At 72.0% G+C, this 14,460-nt stretch carries 11 protein-coding genes; 3 read left to right on the top strand and 8 right to left on the bottom strand.

Annotation, left to right across the window (positions count from 1 at the left end):
* Nucleotides 1–148 precede the first annotated feature (148 nt).
* From RB628_RS12365 to hrcA, 6 genes are all read right to left on the bottom strand, one after another.
* Nucleotides 149–3,403, bottom strand: a complete 3,255-nt coding sequence (locus RB628_RS12365) for a S41 family peptidase (RefSeq protein ID WP_318320412.1) — start codon at nt 3,401–3,403, stop codon at nt 149–151.
* A 92-nt stretch (nt 3,404–3,495) separates the two neighbouring features.
* A complete protein-coding gene (locus RB628_RS12360; protein WP_318320411.1) occupies nt 3,496–4,083 on the bottom strand; it encodes a hypothetical protein in 588 nt (195 codons plus the stop codon).
* 261 nt (nt 4,084–4,344) lie between these two features.
* A complete protein-coding gene (locus RB628_RS12355) occupies nt 4,345–5,088 on the bottom strand; it encodes a 16S rRNA (uracil(1498)-N(3))-methyltransferase (RefSeq protein WP_318320410.1) in 744 nt (247 codons plus the stop codon).
* The gene (locus RB628_RS12350; protein ID WP_318320409.1) at nt 5,085–6,161 is read right to left on the bottom strand and encodes a nitronate monooxygenase; all 1,077 of its coding nucleotides are present in this window, start codon (nt 6,159–6,161) and stop codon (nt 5,085–5,087) included. The genes RB628_RS12355 and RB628_RS12350 overlap by 4 nt, the downstream gene beginning before the upstream one ends.
* 133 nt (nt 6,162–6,294) lie before the next feature.
* Complete coding sequence (gene dnaJ / locus RB628_RS12345; protein WP_318320408.1) at nt 6,295–7,431, bottom strand: molecular chaperone DnaJ; 1,137 nt, start codon at nt 7,429–7,431, stop codon at nt 6,295–6,297.
* Entirely contained in the window at nt 7,432–8,448 is a 1,017-nt protein-coding gene (hrcA, locus tag RB628_RS12340) for a heat-inducible transcriptional repressor HrcA (protein ID WP_318320407.1), read from the bottom strand.
* Nucleotides 8,449–8,744: 296 nt separating this feature from the next.
* Here hrcA and RB628_RS12335 point away from each other — a divergent pair, with 296 nt between their 5' ends.
* Nucleotides 8,745–9,500, top strand: a complete 756-nt coding sequence (locus RB628_RS12335; RefSeq protein ID WP_318320406.1) for an MBL fold metallo-hydrolase — start codon at nt 8,745–8,747, stop codon at nt 9,498–9,500.
* A gap of 30 nt (nt 9,501–9,530) precedes the next feature.
* Nucleotides 9,531–10,367: a DUF3097 domain-containing protein gene (locus RB628_RS12330; protein ID WP_318320405.1), complete on the top strand. Its 837-nt coding sequence runs from the start codon at nt 9,531–9,533 to the stop codon at nt 10,365–10,367.
* A 102-nt stretch (nt 10,368–10,469) separates the two neighbouring features.
* On the opposite strand, the gene hemW is transcribed toward RB628_RS12330, so the two are convergent.
* Together hemW and RB628_RS12320 are read right to left on the bottom strand one after the other, a co-directional pair.
* Nucleotides 10,470–11,702 carry a radical SAM family heme chaperone HemW gene (hemW, locus tag RB628_RS12325; RefSeq protein ID WP_318320404.1) on the bottom strand — a complete coding sequence of 411 codons (1,233 nt, stop codon included), beginning with the start codon at nt 11,700–11,702 and terminating at the stop codon, nt 10,470–10,472.
* Between the two features lie 83 nt (nt 11,703–11,785).
* Nucleotides 11,786–13,858, bottom strand: coding sequence for an ATP-binding SpoIIE family protein phosphatase (locus tag RB628_RS12320; RefSeq protein ID WP_318320403.1), 2,073 nt, complete (start codon nt 13,856–13,858; stop codon nt 11,786–11,788).
* A gap of 421 nt (nt 13,859–14,279) precedes the next feature.
* Here RB628_RS12320 and RB628_RS12315 point away from each other — a divergent pair.
* Nucleotides 14,280–14,460, top strand: a 181-nt coding sequence (locus RB628_RS12315; protein ID WP_318320402.1) for a hypothetical protein, incomplete at its 3' end; no start/stop codon positions are given.

Here is a 14,460-nt window from a genome sequence, read left to right as displayed (position 1 = left end):
GACCGAGACCCGCCTCTCAGCCCGTCCGGCGTTAGAGGACGAGGCCCGTTCAGGGCCGACAGGCGGGCGCCCCGGGGGCTGGCAGCCCCCGGGGATGGGACGGGCAGGGGCGGCGGAGGCGACAAAGTCCCGCCCGCCCCCCGCACCTCTACAGCTCCGGCAACCCAGGCGCCGTCTTCGCCGGCCGCTCCTCCAACGACTCCAGCGCCAGCCGAATCGCCTCGTCCAACTGCACATCCCGCCCGGCGGCGTGATCCTGTGGAGTCTGCACGACCTCGACATCGGGATCGACCCCGTGGTTCTCGACGCCCCACCCGTAACCCTCCAGCCAGAAGGCGTACTTGGGCTGCGTGACCAGCGTTCCGTCGACCAGCCGATACCGGCTGTCGATGCCGATGACCCCGCCCCACGTCCGCGTACCGACCACAGGGCCGATCCCCAGCGCCTTGATGGCCGCGTTGACGATGTCACCGTCCGAGCCCGAGAACTCGTTGGCGACGGCGACGACGGGCCCGCGAGGCGCGTCCTCCGGATAGCTGTACGGCCGTAGTCCGCGCGGCAGGTTCCAGCCGGCGATCCGCCGCGCCAGCTTCTCGACGACCAGCTGGGACGTGTGACCGCCCCGGTTCTCGCGGACGTCGACGACCAGCCCCTCCTTCGCGACCTCGATCCGCAGGTCGCGGTGGATCTGGGCCCAGCCGGGCGCCTTCATGTCGGGAACGTGCAGATAGCCGAGCCGCCCGCCGGACTTCTCGGTGACGTACGCCCGCCGGTCGGTGACCCACGCGTGGTAGCGGAGCGGTTCCTCGTCCCCGAGGGGTACGACGACCACGTGCCGCGGGTCTCCGCCGCCGGACGGCGAGATGGTCAGCTCGATGGGCTTGCCCGCCGTACCGACGAGCAGCGGGCCGGGCCCGGCCACCGGGTCGACGGGCTGTCCGGCGACCGCGACGATCGCGTCGCCGGGACGCACCGCGACGCCGGGCGCGGCGAGCGGGGAGACGCCGTCGGGGTCGGAGGTCTCGGCGGGCAGGACGCGGTCGACGCGCCACAGGGGCGTGTCCTGGGGGCCGTCCTCGTGACGGGAGATGTCGGCGCCGAGGAGGCCCTGCCGTTCACCGCCGCCATGTCCGCCGCGTGGGGTGACGTAGGCGTGCGAGGTGCCCAACTCGCCCTGGACCTCCCAGAGAAGGTCGACGAGGTCGTCGTGGGTGGCGACGCGTTCGAGGAGAGGCCGGTAGCGGTCGAGGACGCCGTTCCAGTCGGTGCCGCCCATGTCCGGCCGCCAGAAGTTGTCGCGCATGATGCGACCGTTCTCGTCGTACATCTGCCGCCATTCGACGGCCGGGTCGACGCTCTGCCGCACGCGCGACAGGTCGACGGTGATGTTCGTGTCGCTCTCGTCGTCGTTCGAGGCGCGCCGGTCGCTGGGTACGACCTTCAGCTTGCCGTCGGTCCACAGCAGGACGCGCTTGCCGTCGCCGCTGACGGCGAAGTGGTCGGCGTCCCCGGCGAGGTGCTCGACGCGCTTCTGGTCGAGGTCGTACCGCTCCAGCTCGGTCTTGGGGTCGGGGTCGTCCGGGGTGGCCCGGGAGGCGCCGAGGACTCCGCGCACCGGGTGGCGCAGCCACAGGACGCCGTCCTTGGCGGCGCGCAGGCTGGAGTAGCGGGCGGCCTCGACCGGAAACGGCACGATGCGGTCGGAGAGCCCGTCGAGGTCGATACGGGTGGCCGGGGCGCCCTCACTGTCGGGGGTCTCGTCCTTGTCCGGCGCCTCGAAGGGCCGCCCGTGCCGCTGCGGCCCGAAGGGCGAGGGCGTGGTCGCGGCGAGGGTGATGAGGTGGGGACGCGAACCGCCGACAAAGGCGAGGTCGAACACGTGCTCGTCGTAGACGGGGTCGAAGGAGCGCGCCGACAGAAAGGCGAGGTGCTTGCCGTCGACGGTGAACGCGGGCGAATAGTCCCGGAACCGCAGAGGAGTCGCCTCGGTCACCGACAGATCGGCCGTGTTGGCGAGCTTGAGCTGCCGCAGCGGATTCGGCCCCGGGTGGGACCACGCCAGCCAGGCGGAGTCGGGCGAGAAGACGAGCCCGGACACATCACCGTCGCCGCTGCGGTCGACCTCGCGCACCTCCCCCGACTCTCTGTCGACGAGCAGCACGCGCCCGTCGTGGGAGGCGACGGCGGCCCGGCTGCCGTCGGGCGCCATGGCGAGGCCGAGGACGCGCCCGAGCTGCCCGGCGGCGAGGCGGCGCGGAGTGGCCCCCGGTGCGACACCGGTCGCCGGGGCGAACTCCAGCGCGTCGTCGCCCTCCGCGTCCGTCACCCACACGGCCCACTCCTCGCCGTCCACGCGGAAGGCGCGGGGCAGCCGGGCCCGTACACCGTGCCCGGAGGCGAGGACGCGGGCGGGACCGGACCGGTGGGTGACCCAGTGCACGGAGCCGCGAACGCCGATGGCGCTGCCGCGCCCGGTGTGGTCGGGCGCGCCGGACCCGAACCACCGGGACGCGCTCACGGGATGGGGCTGGAGATCGACGCGCTGCCCGCCGAGCCGGATGTCGAGCCGCCGCGGCTCGGCCCCGTCGAGATCGTCGAGGAGCCACAGTTCACCGGCGGAGGAGTAGACGACGCGGCTGCCGTCGCTCGCGGCGTGCCGGGCGTAGAAGCCTCCCCCGTTCTCGGCTTCGCTCGAACGGGAGGTGCCCCCACCCGGGGTGTGCCGCCGCAGGTCGGACCCGTCGGCCAGGGACGAGTACAGCGAGCCGACACCTTCGTGATCGGAGAGGAAGGCGATGCGCTCCCCGACCCACACGGGGTATTCGAGGTTTCCGTCGAGGTCGGCATGCAGCCGTACGAATTCGCCGTCGCCGTCGCGGTCGATCCACAACTTGCCTGCGGTACCGCCCCGATAGCGCTTCCACCAGGCGGCCTCGCGCCCCATGGGAGCGGACAGGAGAACGGTCGCCGGACCGTATGCGACATCGCCGACCGGCCCGTACGGCAGGACGGTTGCCGGACCGCCGTCCAGCGGCACCGCCCGGGCCCAGGAGCGGCGCAGGCTGGCCTGACCCTGGGTACTGATGGCGAGGACGTGCCCGTCCGGGGTCCAGCCACGCACCTGTGTCTTCCAACTGCCCCAGTAGGTGAGCCGGCCGGCGGACCCGCCGTCGATCGGGGCGACATGCACCTCGGGGGCGCCGTCACGGGTGGACGTCCAGGCGAGCCGGGTGCCGTCCGGGGAGATACGGGGGTGGTTCACCGGCACGTTGTCGGCGCTGACACGCCAGGCCCGGCCGCCGTCGAGCGGGGCGACCCAGACGTCGTCCTCGGCGGTGAAGGCGACCGAGTCGCCGTGCAGATGCGGAAACCGGAGATACGCAGGCGAAGAGGGCTGAGTCACCCGATCACCCTAAGCAGCGATCACTCCCCCGGACAGGGGTTTCGATCACTTCATGCTTCACCCGCCACAACCCCGACGCTCTGTTCACTCTCTCATTTGCCCTCGACGGGCAGGCAGTTCGGGTCCTGCCGGCACCACCAGATCGTCTTCGTCACGGTGACGGTCACGGTCGGCCCGGGCCGCTCGTTGTCCGGCGGCTGCCAGGTGGCGGGCGGGGTGCGCGCAGGCGTGCTGGGCGCGTCGCAGTTGCCGAGGCCTGTGACGCGGAACCACTGCTTGCCGTCGACCTTGGCGGTGAGGTCCCCGCGTACGCACCTGCCGTCGACGGCGCGCGTGACCTTGCCGGTGACGGTGATGTCCCCGCCGTCCGTGGTCTTGCCCCGACAGTCGACGTCGGCGACGGCTTTCTCGCTCGCCGAGGGCGAACTCCCGGACCCAGAGGCCTCGTTGACGTTGCCGGTGTCGACCGAGGCCGTGCAGGTGAGCCACTGGACGTTCACGTCCCGCCGCTCCAGTTCCTTCGTCACGGTCTGGTCGGTGGTGAAGGCGACGGTGGCCGAACCGAGCCCACCGGGATCACAGGCGACGACACCGCCGACGACGGCCACCACGAGTCCGGCCACCGCGACCGCCCTGCGGCGCCCGCGCGGCCGATGCCGAATCCGCGCCAAAGCCCCCATGGAAGGGCAGCCTGCCACCGTCCCGCCCGACGCGGAAGGGCGTATACGGACATGCGCGCGAGCAACTTCGCGAAGGAACCGCCGGAGGATGAAGTGCCGTACGAATGACCGACGTCAGGACCGCTGGTGGCGCGGCAGGCAGTGTTCGTCCCAGGAGGAGCGGCGTCTGGCGCATGCTGTCGGCGTGCCGGGCGGAAGCCCTCGACCGGACGTACTCGGGCTTCCGCCCGGTGCGGCGAGTGGGGGGCACCTGCCGCGGTACTAGGACCAGCGTCCGGTGCGGCCGAGCAACAGCGCCGTCGCGGCCGTCCCCGCGGTGGAGGTACGCAGCACACTGGTCCCGAGCCGGTACGCCTTCGCCCCAGCCTCCTCGAAGAGGGCCAACTCCTCGGGGGAGACGCCGCCTTCGGGCCCGACGACCAGCACGATCTCGCCGGAGGAGGGGAGTTCGGCGGTCGCGAGCGCCGAACTGCCGTACTCACGGTCCTCGTGCAGTACGGCGGCGAAGTCGGCCTGAGCGAGAAGCGCGGCAACCTGTCTGCTCGACGCGGCGTCCGCGACCTCCGGGAAGCGCACCCGGCGGGACTGCTTGCCGGCTTCCCTGGCTGTGGCGCGCCACTTGGCGAGCGCCTTCAGTCCACGGTCCCCCCGCCACTGGGTGACGCACCGGGACGCGGCCCAGGGAACGATGGCGTCGACGCCGGTCTCGGTCATCGTCTCCACGGCCAACTCGCCCCGGTCGCCCTTGGGAAGAGCCTGCACGACAGTGATACGGGGCGACTCCGGAGCCTCCTCGACCACCGCCCCGAGCCGCAGTACGAGGTGATCCTTGCCCTCGGCACCGACGACCTCGCCCTCCGACCAGCGCCCGGCGCCGTCGGTGAGGACGACGGTCTCACCGGCCCGCAGCCGCTTCACGGAGACGGCGTGGCGCCCTTCGGGCCCGTCGAGGACGTACTGGCGGACGTCAGGCAGGCGCTCGACGACGAACACAGGCGCTGTCACGAGTTCTTGCCGCCGTCCAGCAGAACGGCCCGCGCGGCGGCGATCTCGTCCGCCAGTACGGCCACCAGCTCCCCCGCCGGAAGTTCACGGGCCATCCGGTGGCCCTGTCCCGCCCACAGCGCCATGCCCTGTGCGTCGCCGGACGCGGCGGCCTTCTTGCGGAGCGGCGAGGTGAGGTGGTGGACCTCGGGGTAGGCGGCGGGGGCGTACGGGCCGTGCTCGCGCAGGAAACGGTTCACCAGACCCCGGGCCGGCCGGCCGGAGAACGCGCGCGTCAGCTCCGTACGGACGAAGAGGGGGTTGGTCAGTGCCTGCTTGTGCAGGGTGTGGGCGCCGGATTCCGGGGTGGCGAGGAAGGCGGTGCCGAGCTGGGCGGCGCTCGCGCCCGCGGCGAGGACGGCGGCGATCTGACTGCCGCGCATGAGCCCGCCGGCGGCGACGAGAGGCAGGTCGACACTCTCGCGGACCTGCGCGATGAGGGAGAGAAGCCCGATGGCGGACCCGTCCGCCTCGGGGTTGTCACGGTGGGTGCCCTGGTGGCCGCCGGCCTCGACACCCTGCACGATCACCGCGTCGGCACCGGCCCGCTGTACGGCGAGGGCCTCCTCGGCGGTGGTCGCGGTGACCAGGGTGAAGGTGCCGGCGCGGCGGAGGGAGTCCAGTACGCCGGGGCTCGGCACGCCGAAGTGGAAGGAGACGACCGCAACCGGATTGTCGAGCAGTACGGCGAGCTTGGCGTCGTAGCCGTCGTCGCGTCCGCTGTCCGGGTCGCCCAGCTCGGTGTCGTACCAGGTGGCCTCGCCGGCGAGCTGGTGGGCGTAGACCTCGACGGCGGCGGGGTCACCGTACTCGGGCTGCGGCATGAACAGGTTCACGCCGAAGGGGCGCCCCGTGAGCCCCCTCAGCTGCTTGATCTCCTGGTACATCACGTCCGCGGTCTTGTACCCGGCGGCGAGGAACCCGAGCCCGCCCGCTTCGGCGACGGCCCCGGCGAGCTGCGGGACGGAAACGCCGCCCGCCATGGGGGCCTGCACGATCGGGTGAGGGAGGAGATCGGTCAGTGCGGAGGACATGACGGCATGTTGTCACGTCCCCAGCACAAGTCCGAATCAGGCCTTGCCCCGGCACCGGCCCGCACTTGGAAGAGGCGGCGGGGGCGCCGCAACCATCACGGCTCCGCCGCGGGCCCCCCGCCCCCGCCCTGCGTCAACGCCCGTTGAACGCGTCCTTCAACCGCGAGAACAGCCCCTGCTGCCCAGGCTGGAACTGCCCCGTGGGCCGTTCCTCCCCCCGCAGCTTCGCCAGCTCCCGCAGCAACCGCTCCTGCTCAGGATCAAGCTTCGAAGGAGTCATGACCTCGACGTGGACGATGAGATCACCGCGTCCCCCACCCCGGAGGTGAGTGACCCCCCGCCCGTGCAGCGGAATCGACTGCCCGGACTGTGTGCCCGGACGGATGTCGACCTCCTCCAGCCCGTCGAGCGTCTCCAGCGGCACCTTCGTACCCAGCGAAGCCGCCGTCATCGGAAGAGTCACCGTGCAGTGCAGATCGTCCCCGCGCCGCTGGAACTGCGAGTGCGGCAGCTCGTGGATCTCGACGTACAGGTCACCGGCGGGACCACCACCGGGCCCCACCTCACCCTCACCGGCGAGCTGGATCCTCGTACCGTTGTCGACACCCGCGGGAATCTTCACGGTCAGCGTCCGACGCGACCGCACCCGCCCGTCACCGGCGCACTCGGGGCACGGCGTCGGAACGACGGTCCCGAACCCCTGGCACTGCGGGCAGGGCCGCGACGTCATGACCTGGCCCAGGAAGGACCGGGTCACCTGCGACACCTCGCCCCGCCCACGACACATGTCGCAGGTCTGGGCGGAGGTCCCCGGCGCCGCACCCTCACCACTACAGGTGCCGCACACCACGGCCGTGTCGACCTGGATGTCCTTGGTCGTCCCGAAGGCAGCTTCATCGAGCTCGATGTCGAGCCGGATCATCGCGTCCTGGCCGCGCCGCGTGCGCGACCTCGGCCCCCGCTGGGACGCCGTTCCGAAGAACGCGTCCATGATGTCCGAGAAGTTGCCGAAGCCACCGGCGCCGAAGCCGCCCGCGCCCTGGCCGCCCGCCTGCGAGAGGGGGTCGCCGCCGAGGTCGTAGACCTGCTTCTTCTGCGGGTCCGACAACACCTCGTACGCGGCGTTGATCTCCTTGAACCGCTCCTGCGTCTTCGGATCGGGGTTGACGTCCGGGTGCAGCTCGCGGGCGAGCCTCCTGAACGCCTTCTTGATCTCGTCCTGGGACGCGTCGCGGCGCACGCCGAGTACGGCGTAGTAGTCCGTGGCCACTTACGACTCCGCCAGGATCTGTCCGACGTACCGTGCCACTGCGCGTACCGCTCCCATCGTTCCCGGGTAGTCCATGCGGGTCGGTCCGACCACGCCGAGCTTGGCCACTGCCTCGCCGCCCGAACCGTAGCCGACCGACACGACGGACGTGGAGTTGAGTCCCTCGTATTTGTTCTCGTGACCGATTCGTACGGTCATGCTCGAATCCCCGGCCTCACCAAGGAGTTTGAGAAGTACGACCTGTTCCTCCAGGGCTTCCAGCACCGGCCTGATAGTGAGGGGAAAGTCATGTCCGAAGCGGGTCAGATTGGCGGTTCCGCCGATCATCAGCCGCTCCTCGGCCTCCTCGACGAGCGTCTCCAGGAGGGTGGAGAGCACCGTCGCGACCGTACCCCGGTCCTCCGCCTCGAAGACGTCCGGGAGGTCCTGCACGAGCTGCGGCACGTCCGCGAAGCGGCGGCCCGCGACCCGGCTGTTGAGCCGCGCGCGTAGATCCGCCAGAGACGTCTCCCCGAAGGGCGCCGGGCAGTCGATCATCCGCTGCTCCACCCGGCCCGTGTCCGTGATCAGCACGAGCATCACTCGCGCGGGAGCGAGCGAGAGCAGCTCCACATGCCGCACGGTCGACCGGGTGAGCGACGGATACTGCACGACGGCGACCTGCCGCGTCAGCTGGGCGAGCAACCGAACGGTCCGCCCGACGACGTCGTCGAGATCGACGGCACCGTCCAGGAAGTTCTGGATGGCACGCCGCTCGGGCGCCGTCATCGGCTTGACACCGGCGAGCTTGTCGACGAAGAGCCGGTAGCCCTTTTCGGTCGGGATGCGCCCGGCGCTGGTGTGCGGCTGGGCGATGAAGCCCTCGTCCTCCAGCGCCGCCATGTCGTTGCGGACGGTCGCCGGCGAGACCCCGAGGTTGTGCCGCTCGGTGAGCGCCTTGGACCCGACCGGCTCCTCGGTGCCGACATAGTCCTGGACGATGGCGCGCAGCACTTCGAGCCTGCGTTCACTGAGCATCGCGCGCACCTCCAGCTGCTGTCGTCCCCTGAGTGCCTACCCGGTACCCGGTCTCCCGCACCGGTCTACATGGCTTTCGGCTCTTCATTGACCTTCCCTGGCACTCTTCGTGTGCGAGTGCCAGAGTTCCCCGGCCCAGTGTACGGCTGTCGGGTACACCCCCGGCAAGGGCGGCCTGCACCGGCCTCCTGACGTGTACCGACCTGTCCTGCGATGTCGTGTCCGCGGCAGCCCTCTCCGGCCCGCCTTCCGCCCTCTCCGGCCCGCCTTCCGCCCTCTCCGGCTAGCGTCGCCGTATGAAGGTGACTTGGGAAGAGCCCGGGTGGGACGACCTGGGCTGGGAGCGCCTGGCGGCCGGGGTGGGCAGGCGCCGGCTGCCGGTCTGGGACTGCACGGTGGGGCTGGTCGCCGGGGCGGGCGGCGCGCTGCTGATCGACGCGGGATCGAGTCTCGCGGAGGGCGCGAGGCTGCGCCTGGAGGCCCAGGTGCTCGCCGGCCGCCGTGTGGACTTTCTCGCACTCACCCATCCCCACTTCGATCATGTTTTCGGGGCGGCGGCGTTCGCGGGTGCGCATGTGCTGGCGGCCGGGGGCGTGGGGAACGCGTTCGGGGAAGTGGGGCGCGCGGCGTTGCGTGCGGACGCGGTACGCAACGGTCTGGACATACGGGCGGCGGCGGAGGCGGCGGACACCCTGGTCGTTCCGCGCGAGGCCGTGCGGGGCACCCGCACCGTCGGCCTGGCCGAGGGCCAGGAGGTACTCCTGGCGGACATCGGCCCCGGCCACACCCGCGGCGACCTCGTGGCCGTAGTACCCGGCGACCCGACCGTCGTCTTCTGCGGCGACCTGGTCGAGGAGTCGGGCGAACCCCAGGCGGGCCCCGACGCCGTACCGTCGCAGTGGCCGGCGGCCCTGGACCGTCTCCTCGCCCTGGGCGGCGAGGACGCGCTGTACGTACCCGGTCACGGAGCGGTGGTGGACGCGGCGTTCGTACGGGCCCAACGGGACGCCCTGGCAACGCGTTTCGGCGTGTCGCGGCGGCCGGTGGACTGACGGCACGGGGGTTCTCCTATCGTCATCCGAATGCGCCAGTACTCTCCGGACCTGACCCCGCCGTGGAAGAAGCCCAAGCCGGTACCGCAGGTCCCCGCGGACCCGGGCCTGGTGGTCGAGGAGGCGGGTACGGGCTTCTGCGGTGCGGTGATCCGCTGCGAGGCGGGCACGGTGACCCTGGAGGACCGCTTCGGCAAACACCGCGTGTTCCCGCTGGAGCCGGGCGGCTTCCTGCTGGAGGGCAAGGCGGTGACCCTGGTACGCCCCACCCGGTCACCGTCACCGACGGCGTCTCCGGTACGTCCGTCCCGTACCGCTTCCGGTTCCGTGGCGGTTCCCGGTGCCCGGGCACGGGTGGCCCGGGCGGGGCGGATCTATGTCGAGGGCCGTCACGACGCCGAACTGGTCGAGAAGGTCTGGGGAGACGACCTGCGGGTCGAGGGCGTGGTCGTCGAGTACCTGGAGGGCATCGACGACCTCCCCGCGATCGTGACCGAGTTCGCCCCTGGCCCGGACGCCCGCCTGGGCATCCTGGTGGACCACCTGGTGCCCGGCACGAAGGAGTTCCGGATCGCGCGGTCGGTGACGAGCGAACACGCGCTGGTGGTCGGGCATCCCTACATCGACGTGTGGGAGGCGGTGAAACCGGCCTCACTGGGAATCCCGGGGTGGCCCCGGATCCCGCACGGGCAGGACTGGAAAACGGGGGTGTGCAGGGAGCTGGGGTGGCCGGAGAACACGGGAGCGGTGTGGCGGGCGATTCTGGCGAGGGTGGGTTCGTACAGGGACCTGGAGCCGGAGCTGCTGGGCCGCGTGGAGGAACTGATCGACTTCGTGACGGCGCCATCCAGCCCGTCCGGCGTCTGAGGACGAGGCCGTTCAGGCCGACAGCGGGGGTCTGGGGGCACGGCCCCCAGGGGTGGGACGGTCAGGGGCGGCGAGGGCGGGAAACCGCGAAGATCCGCCCCCTCAGTCCACCAGATCCCGCACCACCGCATCCGCCAGCAACCGCCCCCGCAACGTCAGCACCGCCCGCCCCTCCCCATAGGGCTCCGCCTCCAGCAGCCCCTCCCCCAACGCCCGCCTCGCAGCCGCCAGCCCGGCATCCCTCAGCAGCGACAACGGCACCCCCTCCCGCAGCCGCAGCTCCAGCAGAACCCGCTCCACCCGCCGGTCCTCCTCCGACAGCACCTCGCGCCCCGCCCCCGGCGACCGCCCCGCCGCCAGCGCTCCCGCGTACGCCCCCGGATGCTTCACGTTCCACCACCGCACGCCCCCCACATGGCTGTGCGCCCCGGGCCCGGCGCCCCACCAGTCGGCGCCCCGCCAGTACAGCTCGTTGTGGAGGCACCGGGCAGCCACCGACGTGGCCCAGTTCGACACCTCGTACCACTCGTAGCCGGCCGCCCCCAGTACCTCGTCCGCGATCAGATACCGGTCCGCGTGCACGTCGTCGTCGGTCATCGGAACCTCGCCCCGGCGAATACGCCTGGCCAGCTGCGTGCCCTCCTCCACGATCAGGGCATACGCGCTGACGTGATCCGGGTCCGCCCCCAGCACCGCCTCCAGCGAGGCCCGCCAGTCGTCGTCGGACTCACCCGGGGTGCCGTAGATCAGGTCGAGGTTCACGTGTTCGAACCCCACGGCCCGCGCCTCCGCGACACACGCCTCAGGACGCCCCGGCGTGTGCGTACGGTCCAGCACCTTCAGCACATGCTGTTTCGCGCTCTGCATCCCGAACGAGATCCGGTTGAAGCCGCCCTCACGCAGAGTGGCCAGATATCGCTCGTCCACCGACTCCGGATTCGCCTCCGTCGTCACCTCCGCATCGGCCGCGAGGCCGAACTCGTCGCGGATCGCCCCCAGCATCCGTACGAGATCCCCGGCGGCGAGCAGCGTGGGCGTGCCGCCGCCGACGAACACCGTGCGGACCGGACGCGGGTCGTCGCCCAGCACCTTCCGCGCCAGCCGGACCTCGTCGGACAAGGTGTCCGCGTAGTTGTCGCGGGAGGCCAGCACACCGCCCGTGCCGCGCAGTTCGGTCGCCGTGTAGGTGTTGAAGTCGCAGTAGCCGCAGCGGGTCGCGCAGTACGGGACGTGGAGGTAGAACCCGAGGGGACGGTCCGCGGCCCCGGCGAGCGCGGAGGCGGGCAGAGTGCCGTCGTCGGGGACGGGATCACCGTCGGGAAGTGCGGAGGGCATGTCTCCCATTGTCCAGTACCGCCGGGACAGCCCGTCCGACGTCCCGGGCCGGCGCCATCGTCCTGCCATTCGGGTCATTCGGATCACTCGGTCTGCAGCACCAGCAGCGCCAGATCGTCCTCCGGCGGCTTCTCCCCGAACTCGTGCACGAGCCGCCGGATGCGTTCGGCGATCAGCTGGGCGTTCAGCCCGGCGCAGCCGGCGAGGGCGCTCGCCAGCCCGTCGCCGTCGTCGAACTGGCGGGGCCCGCAGCGCCGCTCGGTCACCCCGTCGGTGACGCACAGCAGGGTGTCGCCGGGCCGCAGCTCGAAGCTCTCGCTCGTGTACGTCTCGTCCTCGACGACCCCGAGCAGCGTCTGCGGTTGGGCGACCGTACCGACCTCACCGCCCGCCCTGAGCACCAGCGGCAGTGGGTGCCCGGCCGAGGCGAGGGTACAGCGCACACCTCCGTCGAACGGCGCGAGTTCACCGTAGAGGAGCGAGAGGAAGCGGGTCTGCGGCCCCTCACCCGGCCGTACCGCGGCCAGGACGCCCGGGACGGCCGAGACGACCGAACCCGCCGGGACCGCCGGGACCGCCGGGACCGCGGGACGCCCGTCCGCCGCGACCAGCGCGCGGGCCGCCGCGTCCGCCGTCTCCGTGGCATCGTCGAGGAGGAGCTGGTTGAGGCGGTCGAGGACGTCGGCGACGCGGTAGCCCTCACGGGCGAGCAGCCGCAGCCAGGGCCGGGCCAGGCCGATCACCACGGCGGCCTCCGGCCCCTTGCCCTGGACATCGCCGACGGCGAAGCACCAGCGGCCGTCGCCGGCCGGGAACAGGTCGTAGAAGTCACCGCTGGGCCCGCCCTTGTCGCAGGGTTCGTAGACGAGGGCGCTGCTGACGCCGGGTATCTCGGCGACGGCGCCGGGCAGCAGCCCGCGCTGGAGGATGCGGCTGATGGTGGCCTGGCGGGCGTACTGGCGGGCGGCGCCGATGGCGAGCGCGACACGGCGGCTGAGATCCTCGACCAGGCCGGTGACCTCGTCGGGGAAGCGGATCATCCCGGCCCGCCCGATGACCAGCGTGCCGAGCGGCCGGCCGCCCGCGACCAGCCGGTAGGCGAGCGCGGAGCCGGTCTCACCGCGCCCGCCGAGCGCCGCACCGGGCCAGGGCACGGTGACCGGCCCTGTTCTGGTGGTGTCGGGCGGGCACGGCGGGTCCTCTTCCAGGGCGCGCCGCAGCTCCTCGACGCGTTCCTCGCTGCCGTGCCAGACCCGGGCGAGCCGCGGCCCGGGCCCGCTGCTCCCGCCGCCCCCGCCTCCGTCGCCCCAGCTCCCGCGCCCCATGGACTCGTCCTCCAGCCACACCGCGCACCAGTCGGCGAGGCGCGGCACGAGGAGCTGTCCGGTGAGCGCGGCGACGAGGTCCTCGTCGAGCTGCCCGGCTAGCAGGTCGGAGGCCTCGGCGAGGAAGGAGAGGGCGCCGTGATCGAGCCACTCCTGGTCGCGTGCGCCGCGCCGCGGCTCGGGGGCAAGGATCTCGGCGACCCGTAACCCGTGCCCGAGGGCGTATGTGCCGGCGTACGCCTCGATGTCGTCGTCGGCCGTGGTGCCCCCGGCGGGGAGCCGCGCCCAGACGGTCTTGGTACCGGTGCGGTAGGTGACCCCCCAGGCTTCGGAGAGTACGGAGACGAGACGGAGGCCACGCCCGTACTCCGGTATGTCGTACGGGAGTTCAGCACCGCCGTCGCGGGGCCCGCGGGAGGGATGGTGGTCGGACACCTCGACGACGACCGCGACGCCGAATCCCCCCTCCCCTTCCTCTTCCTCCCCTTCCTCGCCCTCCCCCTCCTGCGGCTCTCCCTGCGTCTCCAGGCGGCACGCCAGCTCCACGTCCGTCCCCGCGTGGACGACGGCGTTGGTGACGAGTTCACTGACGACCGCCATGGCGTCGTCGGTGAGCCGGTGGGACAGCGATTCGGCACCGGGCAGACCGAGTTGGACCCATTCGGCGAGTGCGGCGCGTACGAGGCCCCGGGCGGCGCCGGGCGCGAGGGGGCCGCCACCGAGCGTGGCGTGTGCGACCGCGCGCTGGTCCGCGCCCCGGTGCGCGGGCGCGCCGGACGCGCGGGAGGGCGCTCGGGCCGCGGTCTCCCGTTGCGTCGGAATGGCCCCCATGGGCAGCTCCCCGAGCGGTTCGTACGAATAAACCTCAGCGGACGCGGACAGAGTGACAGACTGGCCACGCTTATAAGCACCGAGTTACCGAAGTGGGCCACCGCGAGTGGGAACAGTGCTACGCAAGTTCTCAAAGAACGACAAAGGCGGGCAGATCCGGGCGTCCGATCTACTCCCGCTGCTCGCAGCGATGACGGCGGCCCGAGACGGCACCCTCGCGAAGGTGCCGGAAACCGGTTGTGGCCCGGTGACCGAACCGAGCTCCGCGTTCACCGGATCATGCACCGCATCTGCACTGCAGCTCCGAGGCGCAGCGCGTACGACGGGAACCGGTCCGGCACGGCCGGCTCGACGAGCGGCTTTGCACGAACCCCCGGCCCGGGCCACCGGGCCTCCCGCGCCAGCGAGGTGAACGGGCTCCTTGACTCCCCTTGACGCCCTGGTGACCCCGGCGGCGAAGACGTCGCGCGTACTGGACGCGGCGGCCGACGGCGATCTGCCCCAGCGGGTCGATCCGCGCGAGGGGAACCGGCAGTTGCGCGCCGACCGGGCCGGTACGGGCCGGTACGGGCCGGTACGGGCCGGTACGGGCCGGTACGGGC

This window comes from Streptomyces sp. ADMS, from assembly GCF_033441795.1.
Lineage (GTDB): Bacteria > Actinomycetota > Actinomycetes > Streptomycetales > Streptomycetaceae > Streptomyces.
The sequence above is the reverse complement of the archived record's forward strand: the minus strand, read 5'-3'. Positions and strand labels throughout refer to the sequence as shown.